Here is an 18940-nt window from a genome sequence, read left to right on the forward strand (position 1 = left end):
CCTTTCAGTGCTGGTTCGCAATGCTCTCGACTATCGAGAAGCGGACACCGCCATCTCGATAGTGGTCGAAAGCGTAATTCCGGAGCAGGGGAGTATCGGTCGCCTATCAGTTAGAGTGATCTCTAAGTTGCCCGCCGAAGGTCGAATGAGGCACATCCAAAGATTAGAGAGTTGTTTCTCTGCCACGGACTTGGATACGTCAATGGCGAGGGAAGGTTATTCAGGGATCAAGAAGCTACGCTTCATCACAGGGAGTAGTGAGGGACGCTCAACGACGGCTTTGAATCTAAATGCAGATGACTGTGAGATATCGTTTGTTCTTACGGTCGAGCTTGCAATAACGGAGACCGCTCGTGAAGGTGCTATTGGTTGAGGACGAAGAACACAAGACGGCTGACTTGACAGAGAGACTTCTCGCGGCCGGCGTGGCTGAGGGAAATCTTGAGATCGCTCAGGGTGTTAAAGAGGCTGTCCTGAAAGTTGGCGCAACGGATTTCGGCCTTATTGTCCTCGATATGGCTCTGCCAACCTTTTCCAAGGATCAGGCCAAGGGAGGTGAGGGGGGGGTTAATCAGGCCGTAGGCGGCATGGAGGTTCTGCGGGCTCTCAAAGCATGCAGCCGAAATACAAGGATTATTGTTGTAACGCAGTACCCAGATGTCATCATAAGTGGGGATCGTATAAAGCTGAATAATATTCCACGGCTAATTTCGCAGAAATATGGCCAGACGGTTGTTGGAGCGATACTTTACTCGTATAAGAGTCCCGATTGGGAGGCGGCATTCGACTCAGTGATGGAGAGAATTAAATGAGGATCGTCGTGTTTGAAGACATGGACGACAAATTCGAGGCTATCCGTGCTGAGTTATCGAAGAAGGGTGTCAAGGATGCTGCGATACATAGGGTCAAGACAGTCGCTCAATTTGCGTCTATAGGTGGGAGCTCCCCTGATCTTTGTATTCTAGATATTAGGATGCCAGGTGTAGAGGGTGGAGAGTCGAGGAGTTCTGGCCGTGAAATTCTCAAGATGCTGGACTATTCCGGCCACATCCGCGTCCCAGTACTAGCTATAACGGCATTCCCCGAAGAAGCTGACAATTGCCGCGATGATTTTGCGGCGCGTGGATGTATCATTTATGATTTTGATAGACAGGAAATGTGGTCGCAGGCCTTAGATATTTTTCTGGCCCAGGCTCGTGACCGCGGCCGATATGATTTTATTATATTTACAGCATTGGAGAAGGAAAGAAGGGGGTTTCTCAGCGACGGGCGTGTAAAGATTGAAAGCCTGACACGGTACGGGATTGACCTTTGGGATTTTGAACTGGATGGCAGGTCAGGGACGATCGTTCTTATGCCCAGGATGGGGCTCGTAGTTGCAGCGACGTTGGTTTCGCGTGTTCTGGACCAGTATGCCCCACGTGTCGTCGCAATGTCTGGCATTTGTGCCGGGAATGGCGATCATTCAAAGCTCGGGCAGCTTTTGGTCGCCGACATGTGCTGGGAGTATCAATCTGGCAAGTGGTTAGACGACCTGTTCGAAGCTGAACCCTACCAAGCCAACATTACCCCTGCTACTAAGCTGGCGATCAGTAAGATCATGGAAGACCCGCTTCTTCTGACGCATCTTGAAGCAGAATATACGGGTAAATTCAGACCCGCTGAACGCTCCTCCCCCAAGATCGCACCATTCGCCACGGGCTCTGCTGTCATAGCCAGCGAGAAGCGATTGGGGTCGATACGGCTGCAGCACAGAAAGTTCGCTGGATTGGACATGGAGATATTCGGTTTTTATGTAGCTTCGGAATTGTCAGGTCACCAACTGCAAACGTTCGCTGCAAAAGTTGTCGTCGATGACGCGACTAACACCAAAGGTGACAGCCTGCATGAGTATGGTTCTTTTGTGTCAGCGAAGTTCGTATTGGATATGGTCTCGAACCTCCTCAGGTGAAGCGTTGCGCTAAGGCGATTGGCTGGCTATTTTTAATCAGCTATTTCTGGAATGTTCCTCGCGAGGCGACTGGGGGAAAAACTGTTCGCTCCAGCATTCGCTTCAAGCCGCGCCACCTGAGCCACCCGTTAACCATTCGTTAACCATTAACCCCCTAGCGTTTACCTCTCAGTAAGGATTCGCTGGCCGTGACCTTTGCCGCCCCCGTCGAAACAAAATCCATTCGTTTTCGCGCCCGTTCGTTCGTGGCCTTCACGCTGACGCCGGAGGCGCCGATTGCGGCTTGGCTGGAGGGGCTGGATCACTGGATCGGCAATTCGCCGGGGTATTTTGCCGGGCGGCCGGTAGTGCTCGATTTGAATGTGCTGAAGCCTGAGGTCGCCGATATCGCGCTGCTGGTCGCTTCGCTCGGTGCGCGTGGCATCCGGGTCTATGCGATCGAGCTCGAAGGGGCTTCGCTGGGGCTTGACCTGCCGCCGCTGTTGACCGGCGCCAAGGAGGCGACTTCGGACGGCCTGCTTTCCGGGCGCAAGGGCAAGGCGGAGGCGGCTGATGAAGCCGGCAAGCTGGAGACGGTGTTTTCGGAGCGCGGCAAGGATGCCGGCAAGCCCGCAGAGGGCAAGCCGGTCGAGATCAAGGCCGAGGCCGGCAAGGGCAAGGCTGCCAAGGCTGCTGAAGCCGGCGCGGTGGATGCTGTCCAGGCCGGCACACTGATGGTCAAGTCGCCGATCCGCTCGGGCCAGTCGATCTTCCATCCGCATGGCGATGTCATCGTGCTGGGCTCGGTCGCGTCGGGCTCGGAGATCATCGCGGCGGGCTCGATCCATGTCTATGGCACGCTGCGCGGCCGCGCCATCGCCGGTTCGCAGGGCAACAGGTCGGCGCGCATCTTCTGCCGCAAGAACGAGGCGGAACTGATTTCGGTCGATGGCTGGTACACGACGGCCGAAGAGATGGAAGGCGTCTCGCGCGGCAAGGCGGTGCAGGCCTTCCTCGAAGGCGACATGCTCGCCGTCGTGCCGCTGAACTAGGGCGGCGCGATGCTGACGCCCGGTTTCACGGTTCCGGCCCGGACAAGCGCCGAGGCGCCGCGCGCAAGCCTCGGACCGGTTTGGGATGGCATGATGGCAGGCTCTGACAACAACCGTGCGGCGCACGGCAACGACAACAGGCAACGGAGGCTTTTTCCATGGGCAAGGTAGTGGTCGTCACATCGGGCAAGGGGGGCGTCGGCAAGACCACCTCGACGGCCGCGCTTGGGGCCGCGGTCGCCAAGACCGGCAAGAAGGTGGCGCTGGTCGATTTCGACGTCGGCCTGCGCAATCTCGACCTGATCATGGGCGCCGAGCGGCGCGTGGTCTTCGACCTCGTCAACGTCATCCAGGGTCAAGCCAAGCTGTCGCAGGCGCTGATCCGCGACAAGCGCGTCGACACGCTGTTCCTGCTGCCGGCCTCGCAGACGCGCGACAAGGATGCGCTGACCGAGAACGGCGTCGGCGAAGTGATCGACAAGCTGCGCTCGGTGTTCGACTATGTCTTCTGCGACAGCCCGGCCGGCATCGAGCGCGGCGCGCAGCTCGCCATGCGCTTCGCCGACGAGGCGGTCATCGTCACCAATCCGGAAGTGTCGTCGGTGCGCGATTCCGACCGCATCATCGGCCTGCTCGACGCCCGCACCATGCGCGCCGAACAGGGCGAGCAGATCGCCAAGCACGTGCTGGTCACCCGCTATGACGCGGCGCGCGCCGCGCGCGGCGAAATGCTCTCGATCGACGACGTGCTGGAAATCCTGTCGGTGCCGCTGCTCGGCATCATCCCGGAAAGCCAGGATGTGCTGCGCGCCTCCAATCTCGGTTCGCCGGTGACGCTGTCGGAGCCGCTCAACAACGCCGCCAAGGCCTATCTCGAAGCGGCAAGGCGGCTGGAAGGCGAAGATCTGCCGGTGGTGGTGCCCTTCGAACGCAAGGGCTTTCTCGACCGTCTGCTCGGAAGGAGGGCCGCATGAGCATCCTCGACCTCTTCAAGCGGCGCACCAGCGCGCCGGTGGCGCGCGAGCGGCTGCAGGTGCTGCTCGCCTATGAGCGCCGCAGCCGTGGCCAGCCCGATCTCGTCTCCATCCTGCGCGAGGAGATCATGGCTGTGATCGCCAAGCATGTGCAGATCGATCAGGACTACCTTCAGGTCTCGATGGATCGCGGCGAGACCATGTCGACGCTGGAAATCGACATCCAGATCCCCAACAAGAGCGCCGTGCCGCTGGCCATGGCGGGATAAAACGCCGCGCTGTTTCCTCGCCCCTCTGCAGAGGGGGGCGAGGAACGCGATTTGCCGGTCCGGCACCGCAGGTATTCGTCCAGATCAGTTCAGCGAAAATCTCGACCTGAAACCCGCGGCGCTGTTGCTATTGGGATAGTCCTGATCCGGTATCGCAACGCCGAGATGGGTGCACAGCGGTTCCCAGCCATCGCCAAGAGCGTGGACCAGCAGCCGATCCGGTGGCACCCCGGCGTACACCGCTCGGACATTGGCCTCATAGCAGGCAATGGCATGCGCTCGATCGCCAGGCCGGCCGCCGAACACCTGCCTGGCGATCAGGGCAATGCCCAGCGATTCCCGGTCCACGCTTTGCTCAAGTCCCGCCGCGATCGTCTTTTCAAAACTCTCCCACCAGCTTTCGGCCGAGCGGTAGGTCAGGATCACCCTGGCATCCGGATAGAACTCGATCAGTTCGCGCCAGTAATACGCCGAGGGCCAGTCCAGACAGGAGACATAGCCCGAGAGCAGCTGGTTCCAGTCCGGCGCGGCACCTTGCGCCAGCGCACGCCACATCCGTTTCTGCTCCTCGTTGCCGATCACTTCATGCATGTGATGACAGGGGCCGAAGCCGAGAATGGCCAGCGCCTCGCGCATCGAATCCGTGCCCGTCCGGCCGAAGCCGGTTCCGATCACCTTGATCTACATCTCCACGCCCTCCCGTTCGACCTGCAGGCCGTTTGCCGGCTGCATATCAGGCTGCACACGACGTTCACACCGTCGCGAACGCCGGCTGCTCGCGGCATCCAAATCGCCAATGTTGCAAATTTACATTTCCCACCGGGGCCTTCCCTTGCGGAATAAGCGGATGTAAGGATACATATTAGCAGTTTATTAAATATCTGGGTTTGGTTGCGTAAGAGGGAGTTCCGTATGAACTTCAAGAGCCTGATCAAGCGTGCTGAAGACGTAGACAACGCACTCCAGGAGTTACAGGACGATCTGGCCGACGCCCTGGATGCCAGCCTCGATAGCGAATTCGAGGACCCGCCAAAGGGCGACGATGTCCCGGATCCCGCGTCAGGCGCCGACGCCTCGCCAGTCCAAGCCGATGCGCCACAAGCGGATGCCGCGGACGCTCCCGATGCGGCGGGCAATGCCGAGACCGCCGAAACCGCGCCACGACTGACGCCTCATGCCCAGACCCGGCTGGCGGCACTGAATGCCTTCGAAGGGATGTTCCACGACGCCAGGGATTATCTGGACGAGATCAACGGCAAACTGTCGGAGATCTCGACCTCGCACCATCTGACGCGGGAATTCCTCAACATCCTCCACACCGACATTCTTCGCGCCAATGAGCTGGAGCTCGCGAATGCCGGCCTGATCGCGGAGCAGAGAACGCTGTCGGAAAAGCTGCACGACACGGCGGCAAAGCTGCGCGAGCGTGACGGCGCGTGCGAATTGCTGCAGCAGCGCGAGACGACCCTGGTCCAGGACCGGGAGACGCTTCGCGCAACGCTCGCAGCGGTAAGGCTCGAACTCGCGGAGATGGCCAATGCCAACGCCAAACGCGACGCGGAGTTCGGCGACATCGCCAACCGGCTGACGGCCAGGACGGTCGAGGCCAACAGGCGCCTGCGCGAGAGCAAGATGCTGCGGGAGAAACATGTCAGCCTGTCGGCCGAGCTCGACAAGGTGCTGAAGCGGGAGACCCAGACGCGCCACAGGCTGGACGAGCTTTCGGCAATCCACGCCAGCGAAGCAGCGCGGCTTGCCGAACTGATGGCGGCGCTCGGGAAGAGCGAGAAAGAGGAGATCCGGCTGCAGAAGGCGCTCGAGGCCACGCAGGCGAAGCTGGCGGAAAAGACCGAGTCGGCCAGCATGATGGAAGGCGACTGGGAAGCCGAACGGGCTCGCGGCCAGACGGAAATGCGCGGATTGCGTTCCGAGATACAGGACCTGGAATCGCGGCTGGAGCGGGCCTCGAACGAGAACAGCGCGGCCGCCGCCGAGATCGCCAGGCTCAAGACCGAGTTGGACGACGCAGTGGCCGAAAAGAAGATCGCCGATGAAAGATTGTCGGCGCTCACGGACGAGAACGAAACCGACAAGATGAGCCTTTCCAAAGCGAACGCCAATCTTTCGCAGATTGCGCTGCAACAGGCATCGGAGGACATACAGCGGGATGTCCAGCGGCAGGAATGCGAGGACCTGCGGGCCGAAATCGCGTCGCTCAACGCCCGGATCAAGGAATTGCTGCCCTACGAGCGGCTCCACAAAGCCACCAACGGCAGATCGCGCGAGGGCGAGGTGGTCGAGATCGCCGCCGTGGTGGCCGAGAAGGCCCGTGCGACGGGCAGGCGGACCATGCGCAGAAATCTGCGCGCCACGTCGTAGCTCGCTCCGCTAGCGAGGGTCGCGGGCCCCATTGCCTGGCAGTGTCCCAGCGTTGGGTTGCCCTTGACGACGCGGACGGCCGCTGCCCTCGCGCAATCACACAGCCGCGAACACCACGGTCTGCGCCAGTCCGCCGCCCTGGCGGTTCTCCAGCGTCACGGTGCCGCCGTAGCGTTCGATGATTTCCTTGGCGATGGCGAGGCCGAGGCCGGCGCCGGGAATGGATTGCTGGCGGCCGGGGTCGACGCGGAAGAAGGGCTCGAAGGCCTTGTTGATGAGGTCGGGCGGAATGCCAGGGCCGACATCCGAAATCGAGAGCACGGCGCGCCTGCCGGCGAGGTCGAGCGCGATCGTGCAGGCCTTGCCGTGGGTGGCGGCGTTGACGATCAGGTTGCGCAGCGCGCGGCGCAGGCCGAGCGCGCCGGCGCGCACCGAAACCTTGTCGAGATGCCCGATCGAGACGGAATGGCCGAGCGTGGCCATCTCGGCTGATATGTCGCGCACCATCTTCTCCAGGTCCAGCGGCTCGACGGCATCCTGGTTGACCTCCTCGCGCACCAGGCGGATGGCGCTGTCGGCGATGCGGTCAAGCTCGTCGAGGTCGTGCAGCCACTTGTCGCGCTCCTCGTCGAGGAATTCGGCGCGCAGCCGCATGCGCGTCATCGGCGTGCGCAGGTCATGGCCGGCGGCGGCCACCAGCCGCATGCGGCTCTCCATGGCGGTTTTCAGCCTGGACGAAAGCTGGTTCAGCGCATGCGCCGTCGCCTTGACCTCGGCCGATCCCACCTCCGGCACCGGCGCCAGCACGCCGTCCGAGCCGATCTTGGAGACGGTGGCCTCCAGCATTTCGAGCGGCCGGATCAGCACCGCGGTGAAATAGACCGAGACGGCGGTGGCGCCGGCCACGATCAGCGAGATCCAGCCGGCGAGCACCAGCCATTCGCGCCTGGGCGGATCGATGTGGGCAATTTCCAGGATCGCCCAACGGCTGTCGGGCAGGCGCATGGAGGCACGCTGGGCGGGTTCACCCGGTTTGTCGCTGACGACGGCCAGGACGTCGAAACCTCGCCGGCGCAGCAGATCATTGAGCATCGCCGTCTCCTGCCGGTCCACCTTGCCATCGGCCGGTCGGTCGCTGAATTGCACCCGCAGCACATCGGGTATGGGCCCCGGCAGCAGCCGCACCACGAGCTCCATCTGCTGGGCAACCCAGGGCACGACGAGTTCCGGCGGCGGCCCGCCGCCGCGCACGCTGAGCACGGCCACCGTCGCCAGGCCGACGACGCCGACGATCGAAGCAACCAGCAACAGGATGAGGCGGCGGCGCAGCGAGTTCACGCCTGCGCCTCCACCGTCTCGACGCGCGCGGTGAGCTGGTAACCGCCATTGCGCACGGTCTTGAACAGCGGCCCGTCGCCGGTGTCGGTGAACTTGCGGCGCAGCCGGCTCATCAGCACGTCGACCGAGCGTTCGAGCGGGTCACGCTCGCGGCCTTGCGTGAGATCAAGCAGCTGGTCGCGCGACAGCAGCCGGCCGGGGCGGTCGAGGAAGACTTGCAACAGGTCGAATTCGGCGCCGGTGAGATCGACGGCCGCGCCTTGCGCATCCGTCACTTTGCGGGTGTCCGGCTCCAGCCTATAGCTGGCGAAACGGTAGGCGCGGGGCGGGGGCGCCGGCGCCGCCTCTTCCGGGGTCGAGCGCCTGAGCACGGCACGGATGCGGGCGGTCAGCTCGCGCGGGTTGAACGGCTTGCCGAGATAGTCGTCGGCGCCGAGCTCCAGCCCGATGATGCGGTCGACATCTTCCTTCAGCGCCGTCAGCAGGATCACGGGGATATGCGGCTTGCGGTCGCGCAAGGCGCGACAGATATCGAGCCCAGAACCATCCGGCAGCATGACGTCGAGCACGGTCAGGTCGAACTGGCCCGAGGCCAGCTTCTGCTCGCATTCGCGCCGGTCGGCCGCCACCGAGACGCGAAAACCCTGGCCGTCGAGATAGCGCCCGAGCAGCGTCCGGATTTCGCGGTCGTCGTCGACGACGAGGATATGGGGTTGTGACTGCATTGCCGTGCCCTTTGCTTGGCGCCGATTATAGGGAGAGCGCGCGCAAGCGGCATGGAAAATTGCAACGCAATGTTTCTGGCCGGCTCATGGAAACGTTCGGAAACAAATTGCCCTTTTGCGGAAACCTTCGGCAACACGCCGACGCGAAGCAGACAAACACGCTTCCTATCCTCCCGGCGTCCAAGGTATGGATGAAAGGAGCACCGTCATGCGAAGCAGACTTCTTGCGCTCGGCCTGTTTTCCGCCGCCGCCATTCACCCCGCGCTGGCGGCGCAACCCGATCCGGGTGCCGCACCCGGCGGGCCGCCGGTCATGGCAATGCAGGATGGCCCAGACCATGGCCCGATGCCTTGGCAGCAGGGTTTTGGCCCGCGCGGGCCGATGTCGCACGGCCCGGAAGGTTTTGGCCCCCACCGCCTGGGGCCGCCGCCGGAATTCATGCTGGCCGCCCGGCTTGCCGCGCTCGAAACCCGCGTCGGCATCCGCAGCGAACAGCTCGACGCCTGGCGCGACTACACCAGCGCGCTGCAGGCGGTGCTGTCGCCGCCGCGGCCTGATCGTGGTCCGCAGGCGAAAGGCCCCGATGCGGGTGCTGGCGGCACGCCCGATCCCTTCGCCTTCCAGGAAAGGCTGGCCGACGACGTCACGGCGCGCGCCGCCTCGGCCGCGAAGCTGAAGGACGCGATCGCCGAGCTGCGCGCCAAGCTCACGCCAGAACAGCTCGAAATCCTCGCTTCGGCGGAAGGGCCCCACGGACCACCCCCCGGTCCCTGGGGCGGCCCGCCGAATGATGCGGCCAGTCCGGCAGGCCCACCCAATGATGGCCTGATGTCGCCACCCCAGCCCGGGAACGGCTGACAATTCTGACCGGCTGCGCCGGCCGGCTCCGGTACTCAACCCGTTCCCGGGCCGGCCGGTTTCCTTCCCGGGGTGGCGAAACGCGCCATCCCAGGTTCACCCCTTGCAATAAAGGCACGACAATGTGGGAAGCCCTGATGCTGCTGCGGCTGATCGCATCGCTCGGCCATGCCGGGCGCGCCAGTCATGCGGCGCTGCCCGGGCGCGCCAGTCATGCGGCGCTGCCCGGGCGCGCCAACGACGCGGCGCTGCCCGCCGACACGCTGAAGGGCGCGATCCGGCTGCAATTCGCCGCCTGGCGCCTGTCGCTCCCGCTTGCGCACCGGCCCGACGAAAATCATGACCGCAAGATCGCGTGAGACTTGGCAAGGCGCTTGGCATGTCGGCGCTGATCGGCATAATGACGCGGGGGCATCGCAGCCAGCCACTCGATCCTCGAGTGCGCTCCACCCGCGAAGCAGGAGCGCGACATGAGCCGCTTCGAAGCACTGCTCGACACCGCCAGCGTTCGGCCTCGCCCCTCCTTGCACGATCCCATGCCCAGGCAGCCACCGCACCTCAAGCGAAAGATCATTCAGCCCATGTCTATCCAGTCCAGCCAGTCCTCCCCGCCGGTTCGCCGGCTCGCGCCCTGGACGGCGCTTGCCGCAGCCCTTCTCGTGGCGGCCTGCTCACAGGAGCAAGCCAAGGCTCCCGCGGGCATGGGCGGCGTCGGCAAGCCGGAAGTCGGCGTCGTCACGCTGCATCCGCAATCGGTGGCGATCACGGCCGAACTGCCGGGGCGCACGGCGGCGTCGTTGATCGCCGAGGTACGCCCGCAGGTCGACGGCATCATCCAGCAGCGCCTGTTCAAGGAAGGCAGCGAGGTGGCGGCGGGACAGCCGCTCTACCTCATCGATCCGGCGAGCTACAAGGCGGCCTATGACAGTGCGGTCGCGGCGCAGCAGAAGGCGGCGGCGGCGGTGCCTACCGCGCAGGCCAAGTTCGACCGTTATGCCGGCCTCTTGAAGCAGAACGTTGTTTCCAAACAGGATTATGACGATGCCGCCGCCACGCTGGCGCAGGCGCAGGCGGATGTGGCTTCCGCCAAGGCCAGCGCCGAAACCGCACGCATCAGCCTCGACCGCACCTCGATCACCGCGCCGATCGCCGGTCGCATCGACAAGTCCACGCTGACGCCGGGCGCGCTGGTCACCGCCAACCAGGAGACGGTGCTGACCACGATCCGTTCGCTCGATCCGATCAATGTCGACGTCACGCAGTCGAGCACCAATTTGCTCAATCTGCGCCAGGCGATCTCGGAAGGGCGGCTGAAGTTCAGCGGACCCAATGTCAGCGTCAAGCTGAAACTCGAGAACGGCACCGTTTACACGCAGACCGGCAAGCTGGAATTCGCCGGCGCCAATGTCGACCCGACCACCGGCACATTCGCGTTGAGAGCCGAGTTTCCCAATCCCGACCGCCTGCTTCTGCCCGGCATGTATGTGCGGGCGCTGGTCGAGGAGGGCGTCGCCCAGAACAGTTTTTTGGTGCCGCAGCGCGGCGTCACCCGCAACACGAAGGGCGAGGCGACGGCCATGGTCATCAATGCGCAGGGCAAGGTCGAGACGCGCGTGCTCGCCGTGCGCAACACCGTCGGCAACAACTGGCTGGTCGACAGCGGTGTCGGCGATGGCGACCGCGTCATCGTCGAGGGGCTGCAGCTCGTGCGCCCCGGCGGCGACGCGACGGGCGTCGAAGTGACGATCGACGAGGCGACCGGGGAGATCAAGGACCGCGGTCAGACATCGGCTTTGCCGGCCCCATCCAAGATGGCCAGCACGAGCCAGCAACCCGCCGCCTCGACCGGGAACTGAGACGATGTCAGCATTTTTCATCAACCGGCCGATCTTCGCCTGGGTGATCGCCATCGTGATCATGTTGGGCGGCCTGCTCGCGCTTACCACGCTGCCGATCTCGCAATATCCGCAGATCGCGCCGACCACGGTCAACATCAGCGCCACCTATCCCGGCGCCGACGCGCAGACGGTCGAGAATTCGGTGACCAAGATCATCGAGCAAGGCATGACCGGCATCGACAATCTCGACTACATGACGGCGACGTCGACCTCGACCGGTTCGGCCTCGATCACGCTAACCTTCACCAGTTCGGCCGATCCCGACACCGCCCAGGTGCAGACGCAGAACAAGCTGCAACTGGTGCAGTCGCAATTGCCGCAGGTGGTGCAGAGCAACGGCATCACGGTTTCAAAATCGTCGACCGGCTTCCTGATGGTCATCGGCTTCGTCTCCAGCGACGGCAAGATGAACTCGACCGATCTCGCGGACTATGTCGACGCCACGGTCAACGACACGCTGAAACGCGTCGAAGGCGTCGGCTCGACGCAGCTGTTCGGCTCGGGCTATGCCATGCGCATCTGGCTCGACCCGGACAAGCTCGCAAAATATGCCTTGATGCCGAACGACGTGGCGAGCGCCATCGAGGCGCAGAACACGCAGGTTTCGGCCGGCCAGCTCGGCGGCCTGCCGGCGCGCAAGGGCCAGCAGCTCAACGCCACGGTGACCGCCAAGAGCCGGCTGCAAACCGCCGAACAGTTCCGCAACATCATCCTGAAGAGCCAGACGGACGGTTCGCTGGTCCGCCTCAATGACGTCGCCACCGTCGAGCTCGGCGCCGAAAGCTATACGACGCAGGCCCACTACAACGGCAAGCCGGCGGCCGGCGTCGCCATCAACCTGGCGACCGGCGCCAATGCCATCAGCACCGCCGAAGCGGTGCGCTCGACGATCAACCGGCTGAGCTCGACCTTCCCGCAAGGGGTCGAGGTCGTCTACCCCTATGACACCTCGCCCTTCGTGCGGCTGTCGATCGAGGAAGTGGTCAAGACGCTGGCCGAGGCGATCGTGCTGGTGTTCCTGGTGATGTTCATCTTCCTGCAGAACCTGCGGGCGACGATCATCCCGACCATCGCGGTGCCGGTGGTGCTGCTCGGCACGTTCGGCGTGTTGTCGCTGTTCGGTTATTCCGTCAACACGCTGACCATGTTCGCCATGGTGCTGGCCATCGGCCTGCTCGTGGACGACGCCATCGTCGTGGTCGAGAATGTCGAGCGCGTCATGGCGGAGGAAGATTTGTCGCCGAAAGAGGCGACGCGAAAATCGATGAACGAGATCACCGGCGCTCTGGTCGGCATCGCCACCGTGCTGTCGGCCGTGTTCGTGCCGATGGCCTTCTTCGGCGGCTCGACCGGCATCATCTACCGGCAGTTCTCGGTGACCATCGTCTCGGCCATGGTGCTGTCCGTGCTGGTGGCGCTGGTGCTGACGCCGGCGCTGTGCGCCACGATCCTGCGGCGGCCGAAGGACCATGCGACGCAGACGGGTCCGTTCGGCTGGTTCAACCGGATGTTCGATCGCGGCACGACGGCCTATCGCGACGGCTCGCATGGCATCATCAAGCGGTCGTGGCGATTTCTTGCCATCTTCCTCGCCATCGTCATCGCCGTGGGCTGGATGTTCGCCCGGCTGCCGAGTTCGTTCCTGCCGGAAGAAGACCAGGGCATCCTGATCACCAGCGTGCAATTGCCGGTCGGCGCCACGCAGGACCGCACCGAGCGCGTTCTGAAGCAAGTCACCGACCACTATCTCAACGACGAAAAGGACGCTGTCGACGGGGTCTTCACCGCGTCGGGCTTCGGCTTCGGCGGCGCCGGGCAGAATGTCGGCATCGGCTTCGTGCGGCTGAAGGATTTCGCCCAGCGCAAGTCGCCCGCAATGGCCGCGCAGGCGATCGCTGGCCGCGCGATGGGCGCTTTCCGCAAGATCCGGGATGCGCAGGTCTTCGCGCTGGCGCCTCCCGCCATCCAGGGTTTCGGCAACACCAACGGCTTCGATTTCTACCTGCAGGACGTCAATGGCGCCGGGCATGACGCGCTGATCCAGACGCGCAACCAGCTTCTGGGTCTTGCGGCGCAGAGCAAGCTGCTCGCCAACACGCGCCCCAACGGCCAGGAGGACCAGCCGCAATTCTCGGTCGACATCGACCAGGAGAAGGCAAGCGCGCTGGGCGTCAGTCTTGCCGACATCAACAACACGCTGTCCAGCGCATGGGGCAGCGATTACGTCAACGACTTCATCGATCGCGGACGGGTGAAGCCGGTCTACATGCAGTCGGACGCGAATTTCCGCATGCAGCCGGAGGATCTCGACAAATGGCAGGTCCGCAATGCCAGCGGCGCCATGGTGCCGTTCTCGGCCTTTGCCTCCAGTCATTGGACATTCGGCTCGCCCCGGCTCGAACGCTACAATGGTTCGGCGGCGGTCGAGATCCAGGGCGCGGCGGCTGCGGGCGTGAGCTCGGGCGCGGCGATGGACGAGATCGACAAACTCGTCGCGCAGCTGCCGGCCGGCTATTCACATGAATGGACCGGGCTGTCACATCAGGAGCGGCTTTCGGGCAACCAGGCGATGTCGCTTTACGCGATCTCGGCGTTGGTCGTGTTCCTGTGCCTGGCGGCGCTCTATGAGAGCTGGTCGATCCCGTTCGCGGTCATGCTGTCGGTGCCGATCGGCATCTTCGGCGCGCTGGCGGCGGCAAGCCTGTTCGGCCAGACCAACGACGTCTATTTCAAGGTCGGTCTGCTGACCACGATCGGTCTCGCCGCCAAGAACGCCATCCTGATCGTCGAGTTCGCCATCGAGCGGCAGACGGCCGGCATGGGGCTCGTGGAGGCGACGCTCGAGGCGGCGCGACAACGATTGCGGCCTATCCTGATGACGTCGCTGGCCTTCATCCTCGGCGTCACGCCGCTCGCGATCGCCAGCGGCGCCGGCTCAGGCGCGCAGAACTCCGTCGGCATCGGCGTGATGGGCGGCATGATCGCGGCGACCGTGATCGGCGTGTTCCTGGTGCCGCTGCTGTTCGTCACGGTGCGGCGCATCTTCAAAGGCAGGGTGGCCAAACCAGATCCCGGGCAGGATACGGGCGAAACGCCGGTGACGGCCAACCAGCAATAAGGGTTCTTCACATGACAGGTTTTGAACGTGGCCCGCTGGCCGCGGGGCGGCTCCTTGCGCCTGTTCTCGGCGCGGCCTTGCTCGCGGGATGCGTCGTCGGGCCGGACTACCGGACAGCCATCCTGCCGATGCCGGCAAACTGGAGCGGCCAGAAGCCGACGAAGTCCGTCCAGCCGGCGCAGCTTTCGCAATGGTGGCAGCGCCTGCGCGACCCGCAGCTCGACACGCTTGTCGAGGAAGCGGTCGCCGGCAATCTCGATGTCGCCACGACGAAGGCCAAGATCCGCGAGGCGCGCGCCAGCTATCGCCAGTCCGCCGGCGCATTGGCGCCGTCGGTGGATGGATCCGGCTCGGTCACGCGCAACAAGTCAGCCGAGACGACATCTGGCACCAATTCCGTCTACGCGGAATACCAGGCCGGCTTCGACGCCAGCTGGGAACTCGACCTGTTCGGCGCCAACCGCAGAGGTGTCGAGGCGGCACGCTATGGGGTGGACGCGTCCGAGCAGGAATTGCGCTCGACCCTTTTGACCCTGGTCGGCGATGTCGCGTCCGACTACACCCAGGCACGCGGCTATCAGGCGCGCATCGCGCTCGCCCGGCGTTCGGCCGCGTCGCAGCGGCAGACCGCCGAACTCACCCGCACCATGGCGCAGGCGGGCACTGCGACCGCCGCCGATGTTGCCAAGGCGATGGGCCAAGCGGCCAGCACCGAGGCCGCGGTGCCGACGCTGGAGGCAAGCTATGCCGAAGCGCTGCATCGCTTGTCGGTGCTCACCGGCCGGCCGCCGGCGGCACTCAACGAGCGCCTGAAGCGCAGCAAGCCGATCCCGGCGCCACGCCTGCCGATGCCGACCGGGATTCCCGCCGATATCCTGCTGTCGCGTCCCGACGTGCGCATGGCCGAGCGGCAATACGCGCAATACAACGCCAAGGTCGGCCAGGCGGAGGCCGCGCGCTATCCCACGGTCAGCCTGACGGGAAACATCAGTACGGCGGCCCTCAATCTCGGCGACCTCGGCAAGAATTCGTCCATCGGCTGGTCCTTCGGGCCGACGCTCAGCGCGCCGCTGTTCAATGCCGGGCAGCTGAAAGCGGCCGTCGAGGTCGCCCAGGCACAGCGCGACCAGTATTTCATCGCCTACCGGTCTTCGGTGCTGACCGCGCTCGAGGATGTCGAGAACGCACTCGTTGCGCTGGCGCAGGAGCGTATCCGCTTCGGCAAGCTTGCCGCGTCGGCGAAATCCTATGGCGATGCGGCACGTCTCGAAGGCACGCTCTACAAGGCCGGCGAGACCAGTCTTCTCGACGTGCTCGACGCCCAGCGCTCGCTCTACTCGGCCGAGGATTCATTGTTGCAGAGCCGCGTCTTGCTGGCGACCAACTATATCGCCCTCAACAAGGCGCTCGGCGGCGGCTGGAACGGCGCGGTCGATAGCACCAGGCCTGAGATCGTCGATGTCGGGACCGGGCCACGGATAGTATCGACGCTCACGACGCAATGAACAAAATGTGCAACCCGAACCATCGGCGGCCCGTTTATGGTGTCCTCGAGGCAATGAGATGTCGCGCATCTACGATCTTGCATCCAATGGGGTCCGGCGTGTCTATGAAAAGCGCATAGACGCGCCGGCTATCCTCGATGCCGCCAGCGATTTTCCGAAGGCGGCGAAATTCACCGCCGCCTGGCGCGGCATACGCGACGAAGCGCTTGCCGTGCGGCTGGGCGGGGCGCCGCGCTTCCACGACATCATGCCGGAACAGGCCGACATCTCGGCCAATGACGGTCTCGACTGGCGCATGTTCGTGCTCAAGGCCTACGACATCGGCATACCCGAAAACCTGGCGCGGATGCCGGTTCTGAGCCAGTTGCTGGCCGAGTGCCCCGAAGTCAAATCGGCGGCCATCTCGTTCCTGGCGCCGCGCAAGCACATTCCCAGCCATCGCGGACCGTTTCGCGCCATCATGCGCTTTCACCTCGGCCTGGTCATTCCGCGGCAGGCCGATGGCCGCCCGGCGACCATCATGATGATCAATCATCAGGAGAAGCGGATCACGGATGGCGAAGGCCTGCTCTGGGACGACACTTTCCCGCACGAGGTGATGAACAACGCCGACGAGCCCCGCATTGCGCTGCTGCTCGACGTCTGGCGTCCAGGAATGCCGCTGGACATGGAAGTCCTGTCCCGGTTGATCGTGCGCGGCGTGCAGGTGGGAATGCGCCACAGGGGCGTGTCCTTCTCCGGCTGAACCTGGGAGCGCGAGCACCCTATCTCTGAGTGAGGCGAGGGCCTTTCCTGCTTTGCGGCGACCGACTTATCCGCAGCAAGGTTGCGAGCCGGCGGAAGGCTCGCAACAGGCCTTGGCTTTCCGCTCTTCCTCCAGCCAACGGTCGCGCGGCTTGCAGCTTGCAGGCCGGGGCGAAAGCTCGACATGTACCGCGCCGTCGGCCAGCCGGGGAAGGGCGGCCCGATAAAGCGCGATCGGGCGTACACCGTCGCTGACCTCGAAAGTGAGCCGGGCGGACGGATCGAGGTCGACATGCTCCGTCACCTTGCGGATGATCGCGGAGAATTTCCCGGCCGGCATATGCGTGCGGTCGCCCTCGTCGACGTCCCAGAGCTGGATGAAGATCTCGGCCCAGGCTTCCGGATTGGCGCCGCAATCCAGCGCGGCGAACGTGCCCGCCTTCACCTCGGTGACGTGGTAGCCGGGCTTTACCGGCCGGCCATCGTAGAAAAACACCAACGGCCTGTCCTTGTGACCGGCCAGAAAGCCCAGGAGGCCAGCGATGGCGATGTCCTCGGGATCACTGACGATGGTGGGTTCAAATTCCCGATTGTCAGAGACGAGCATGTGCGGTAATCCTTGTTTCAACATTTCTAGGATTGTTGAAATATGAATGAACGTCAAGCCCTGTCCGCTTTCGCGGCGCTTTCGCAGGAGACGCGTCTGCGCATCCTGCGGCATCTGGTGATTGCGGGTCCGGATGGTGTTGCCGCAGGCGCTATCGCAGAGAAAGTCGAGGTCTCGGCGTCCAATGTGAGCTTCCACCTGAAGGAGCTCGAATGGGCAGGACTGGTGAGCGTGCGGCGTGATTCCCGGTCCATGGTCTACAGCGCCGAGTATGATGCGCTGAGCGGGCTGATCCGCTTCCTGATGGAGGATTGCTGCTACGGAAGGCCCGAAATCTGCGCTCCGGCGCTGGCGCCGAGCTGCTGCGCGGCCGATGCGCAGGAGACGGTTCGATGACAGTCGAGCGTCAATTCGACCTGCCGCGACGCCTGGTCGCCGAAGGCCTCGGCACGGCGCTGCTGGTGGCTACGGTCGTCGGTTCAGGCATTATGGCGCAGTCGCTGACGAGCGACGGCGCGCTGGCACTTCTCTGCAACACGCTGCCAACCGGTGCGAGCCTGGTCGTGCTGATCTCAATCCTCGGCCCGATATCTGGTGCCCATTTCAATCCGGCAGTGTCGCTCGCCCTAACACTTTCGCGCCGCCTGCCGGCCAGCGATTGCGCCTTGTACATGCTGGCCCAACTTGCCGGGGGCATTGCCGGAACGATGATCGCTCATCTGATGTTCGGCCTGGCGCCGCTGGTGCTGTCGACGCATGGCCGCACCGGCGCCGCGCAATGGCTTTCGGAGGGCGTTGCCACCTTCGGCCTGCTCGCCGTCATCCTCGCCGGCCTGCGCTTCGAACGTGCCTCCGTGCCCTGGCTGGTCGGCCTCTATATCACCGCTGCCTACTGGTTCACCGCCTCGACGTCCTTCGCCAATCCCGCGGTCGCGGTGGCAAGGGCGTTCACCGACACGTATTCCGGAATCAGCTGGGCAAGCCTTCCCGGCTTCATCGCCGCCGAGTTCGCGGGCGCCGGCCTCGCCTTGGCGCTGATGACATGGCTGCTGCAGCCGCAAGCCGAAATCCAACCTCTTGCCGTCGAGACCAGGCCATGACCGTAACGATCTACCACAATCCCGACTGCGGCACCTCGCGCAACACGCTTGCCATGATCAGGGCGAGCGGCGAGGAGCCGGTGGTCATCGAATATCTGAAATACCCACCCAGCCGGGACCGCCTGCGCCAGCTTATTGCCGCCATGGGAATTCCGGTGCGCGCCTTGCTGCGCGAAAAGGGCACGCCCTATGCCGAGCTTGGCCTGGCTGATGCCAAATGGAACGATGAGGAACTGCTCGATGCCATGCTGGAGCATCCGATCCTGATCAACCGGCCGATCGTCGAAACAGCCAAGGGGACGCGGCTGTGCCGGCCATCCGAGCTTGTGCTCGACCTGCTTGACCATCCGGCGATCCATTTCACCAAGGAAGACGGCGAGGTGGTCACCGGTGACCGTGGCACGATACCAGACTGACTGTAGAGGGGTCCGTCGAATGCGAT

Annotated in this window: 19 protein-coding genes; 15 read left to right on the forward strand and 4 right to left on the reverse strand. The window is 63.9% G+C overall.

Going from position 1 to position 18940, the window contains the following annotated elements; all coding sequences use genetic code 11:
* The first annotated feature begins 353 nt into the window (after positions 1–353).
* The 5 genes from FJ970_RS13820 to minE all read left to right on the forward strand — a co-directional run bounded on the left by FJ970_RS13820 (position 354) and on the right by minE (position 4225).
* Positions 354–812: a response regulator gene (locus FJ970_RS13820; RefSeq protein WP_140762090.1), complete on the forward strand. Its 459-nt coding sequence runs from the start codon at positions 354–356 to the stop codon at positions 810–812.
* Complete coding sequence (locus FJ970_RS13825) at positions 809–1951, forward strand: response regulator (RefSeq protein WP_140762093.1); 1143 nt, start codon at positions 809–811, stop codon at positions 1949–1951. Before FJ970_RS13820 ends, FJ970_RS13825 begins: the two co-directional genes overlap by 4 nt.
* A 188-nt stretch (positions 1952–2139) precedes the next feature.
* Complete coding sequence (gene minC / locus FJ970_RS13830; RefSeq protein WP_140762095.1) at positions 2140–2982, forward strand: septum site-determining protein MinC; 843 nt, start codon at positions 2140–2142, stop codon at positions 2980–2982.
* A gap of 158 nt (positions 2983–3140) precedes the next feature.
* On the forward strand, positions 3141–3956 hold the full coding sequence (gene minD / locus FJ970_RS13835) for a septum site-determining protein MinD (RefSeq protein ID WP_140762098.1): 816 nt from the start codon (positions 3141–3143) through the stop codon (positions 3954–3956).
* The gene (minE, locus tag FJ970_RS13840; protein WP_023774842.1) at positions 3953–4225 is read left to right on the forward strand and encodes a cell division topological specificity factor MinE; all 273 of its coding nucleotides are present in this window, start codon (positions 3953–3955) and stop codon (positions 4223–4225) included. The genes minD and minE overlap by 4 nt, the downstream gene beginning before the upstream one ends.
* Positions 4226–4309: 84 nt before the next feature.
* Here minE and FJ970_RS13845 read toward each other — a convergent pair whose 3' ends face one another.
* Positions 4310–4900, reverse strand: a complete 591-nt coding sequence (locus FJ970_RS13845) for a sulfotransferase family protein (RefSeq protein WP_227792124.1) — start codon at positions 4898–4900, stop codon at positions 4310–4312.
* A 237-nt stretch (positions 4901–5137) separates the two neighbouring features.
* Between FJ970_RS13845 and FJ970_RS13850 the strand changes: the two genes are divergently transcribed.
* The gene (locus FJ970_RS13850; protein ID WP_140762100.1) at positions 5138–6604 is read left to right on the forward strand and encodes a hypothetical protein; all 1467 of its coding nucleotides are present in this window, start codon (positions 5138–5140) and stop codon (positions 6602–6604) included.
* Positions 6605–6700: 96 nt separating this feature from the next.
* On the opposite strand, the gene FJ970_RS13855 is transcribed toward FJ970_RS13850, so the two are convergent.
* Together FJ970_RS13855 and FJ970_RS13860 are read right to left on the reverse strand one after the other, a co-directional pair.
* On the reverse strand, positions 6701–7942 hold the full coding sequence (locus FJ970_RS13855; protein WP_140762103.1) for an ATP-binding protein: 1242 nt from the start codon (positions 7940–7942) through the stop codon (positions 6701–6703).
* On the reverse strand, positions 7939–8667 hold the full coding sequence (locus FJ970_RS13860; protein WP_140762106.1) for a response regulator: 729 nt from the start codon (positions 8665–8667) through the stop codon (positions 7939–7941). The genes FJ970_RS13855 and FJ970_RS13860 overlap by 4 nt, the downstream gene beginning before the upstream one ends.
* Before the next feature lie 208 nt (positions 8668–8875).
* On the opposite strand from FJ970_RS13860, the gene FJ970_RS13865 reads away from it, so the two are divergent.
* The 6 genes from FJ970_RS13865 to FJ970_RS13890 all read left to right on the forward strand — a co-directional run bounded on the left by FJ970_RS13865 (position 8876) and on the right by FJ970_RS13890 (position 16792).
* Complete coding sequence (locus tag FJ970_RS13865) at positions 8876–9526, forward strand: hypothetical protein (protein WP_140762109.1); 651 nt, start codon at positions 8876–8878, stop codon at positions 9524–9526.
* A gap of 137 nt (positions 9527–9663) precedes the next feature.
* A complete protein-coding gene (locus FJ970_RS13870; protein ID WP_227792125.1) occupies positions 9664–9885 on the forward strand; it encodes a hypothetical protein in 222 nt (73 codons plus the stop codon).
* 222 nt (positions 9886–10107) lie between these two features.
* Complete coding sequence (locus FJ970_RS13875; RefSeq protein WP_140762249.1) at positions 10108–11382, forward strand: efflux RND transporter periplasmic adaptor subunit; 1275 nt, start codon at positions 10108–10110, stop codon at positions 11380–11382.
* 4 nt (positions 11383–11386) lie between these two features.
* Positions 11387–14542 carry an efflux RND transporter permease subunit gene (locus FJ970_RS13880; RefSeq protein WP_140762115.1) on the forward strand — a complete coding sequence of 1052 codons (3156 nt, stop codon included), beginning with the start codon at positions 11387–11389 and terminating at the stop codon, positions 14540–14542.
* Between the two features lie 11 nt (positions 14543–14553).
* On the forward strand, positions 14554–16047 hold the full coding sequence (locus FJ970_RS13885; RefSeq protein ID WP_140762118.1) for an efflux transporter outer membrane subunit: 1494 nt from the start codon (positions 14554–14556) through the stop codon (positions 16045–16047).
* A gap of 58 nt (positions 16048–16105) precedes the next feature.
* The gene (locus FJ970_RS13890) at positions 16106–16792 is read left to right on the forward strand and encodes an aspartyl/asparaginyl beta-hydroxylase domain-containing protein (protein WP_140762120.1); all 687 of its coding nucleotides are present in this window, start codon (positions 16106–16108) and stop codon (positions 16790–16792) included.
* 66 nt (positions 16793–16858) lie between these two features.
* On the opposite strand, the gene FJ970_RS13895 is transcribed toward FJ970_RS13890, so the two are convergent.
* Positions 16859–17398, reverse strand: a complete 540-nt coding sequence (locus tag FJ970_RS13895; protein WP_140762123.1) for a DUF6428 family protein — start codon at positions 17396–17398, stop codon at positions 16859–16861.
* Positions 17399–17440: 42 nt separating this feature from the next.
* Between FJ970_RS13895 and FJ970_RS13900 the strand changes: the two genes are divergently transcribed.
* Genes FJ970_RS13900 through arsC form a run of 3 tightly spaced genes read left to right on the forward strand, consistent with a single transcriptional unit; the run spans position 17441 to position 18914 of the window.
* Entirely contained in the window at positions 17441–17794 is a 354-nt protein-coding gene (locus FJ970_RS13900; RefSeq protein ID WP_140762127.1) for an ArsR/SmtB family transcription factor, read from the forward strand.
* Positions 17791–18498 carry an MIP/aquaporin family protein gene (locus FJ970_RS13905; protein ID WP_140762130.1) on the forward strand — a complete coding sequence of 236 codons (708 nt, stop codon included), beginning with the start codon at positions 17791–17793 and terminating at the stop codon, positions 18496–18498. Before FJ970_RS13900 ends, FJ970_RS13905 begins: the two co-directional genes overlap by 4 nt.
* A complete protein-coding gene (gene arsC / locus FJ970_RS13910) occupies positions 18495–18914 on the forward strand; it encodes an arsenate reductase (glutaredoxin) (protein WP_140762132.1) in 420 nt (139 codons plus the stop codon). Before FJ970_RS13905 ends, arsC begins: the two co-directional genes overlap by 4 nt.
* Positions 18915–18940: the final 26 nt, after the last annotated feature.

The sequence above is a fragment of the Mesorhizobium sp. B2-1-8 genome, from assembly GCF_006442545.2.
GTDB lineage: Bacteria > Pseudomonadota > Alphaproteobacteria > Rhizobiales > Rhizobiaceae > Mesorhizobium.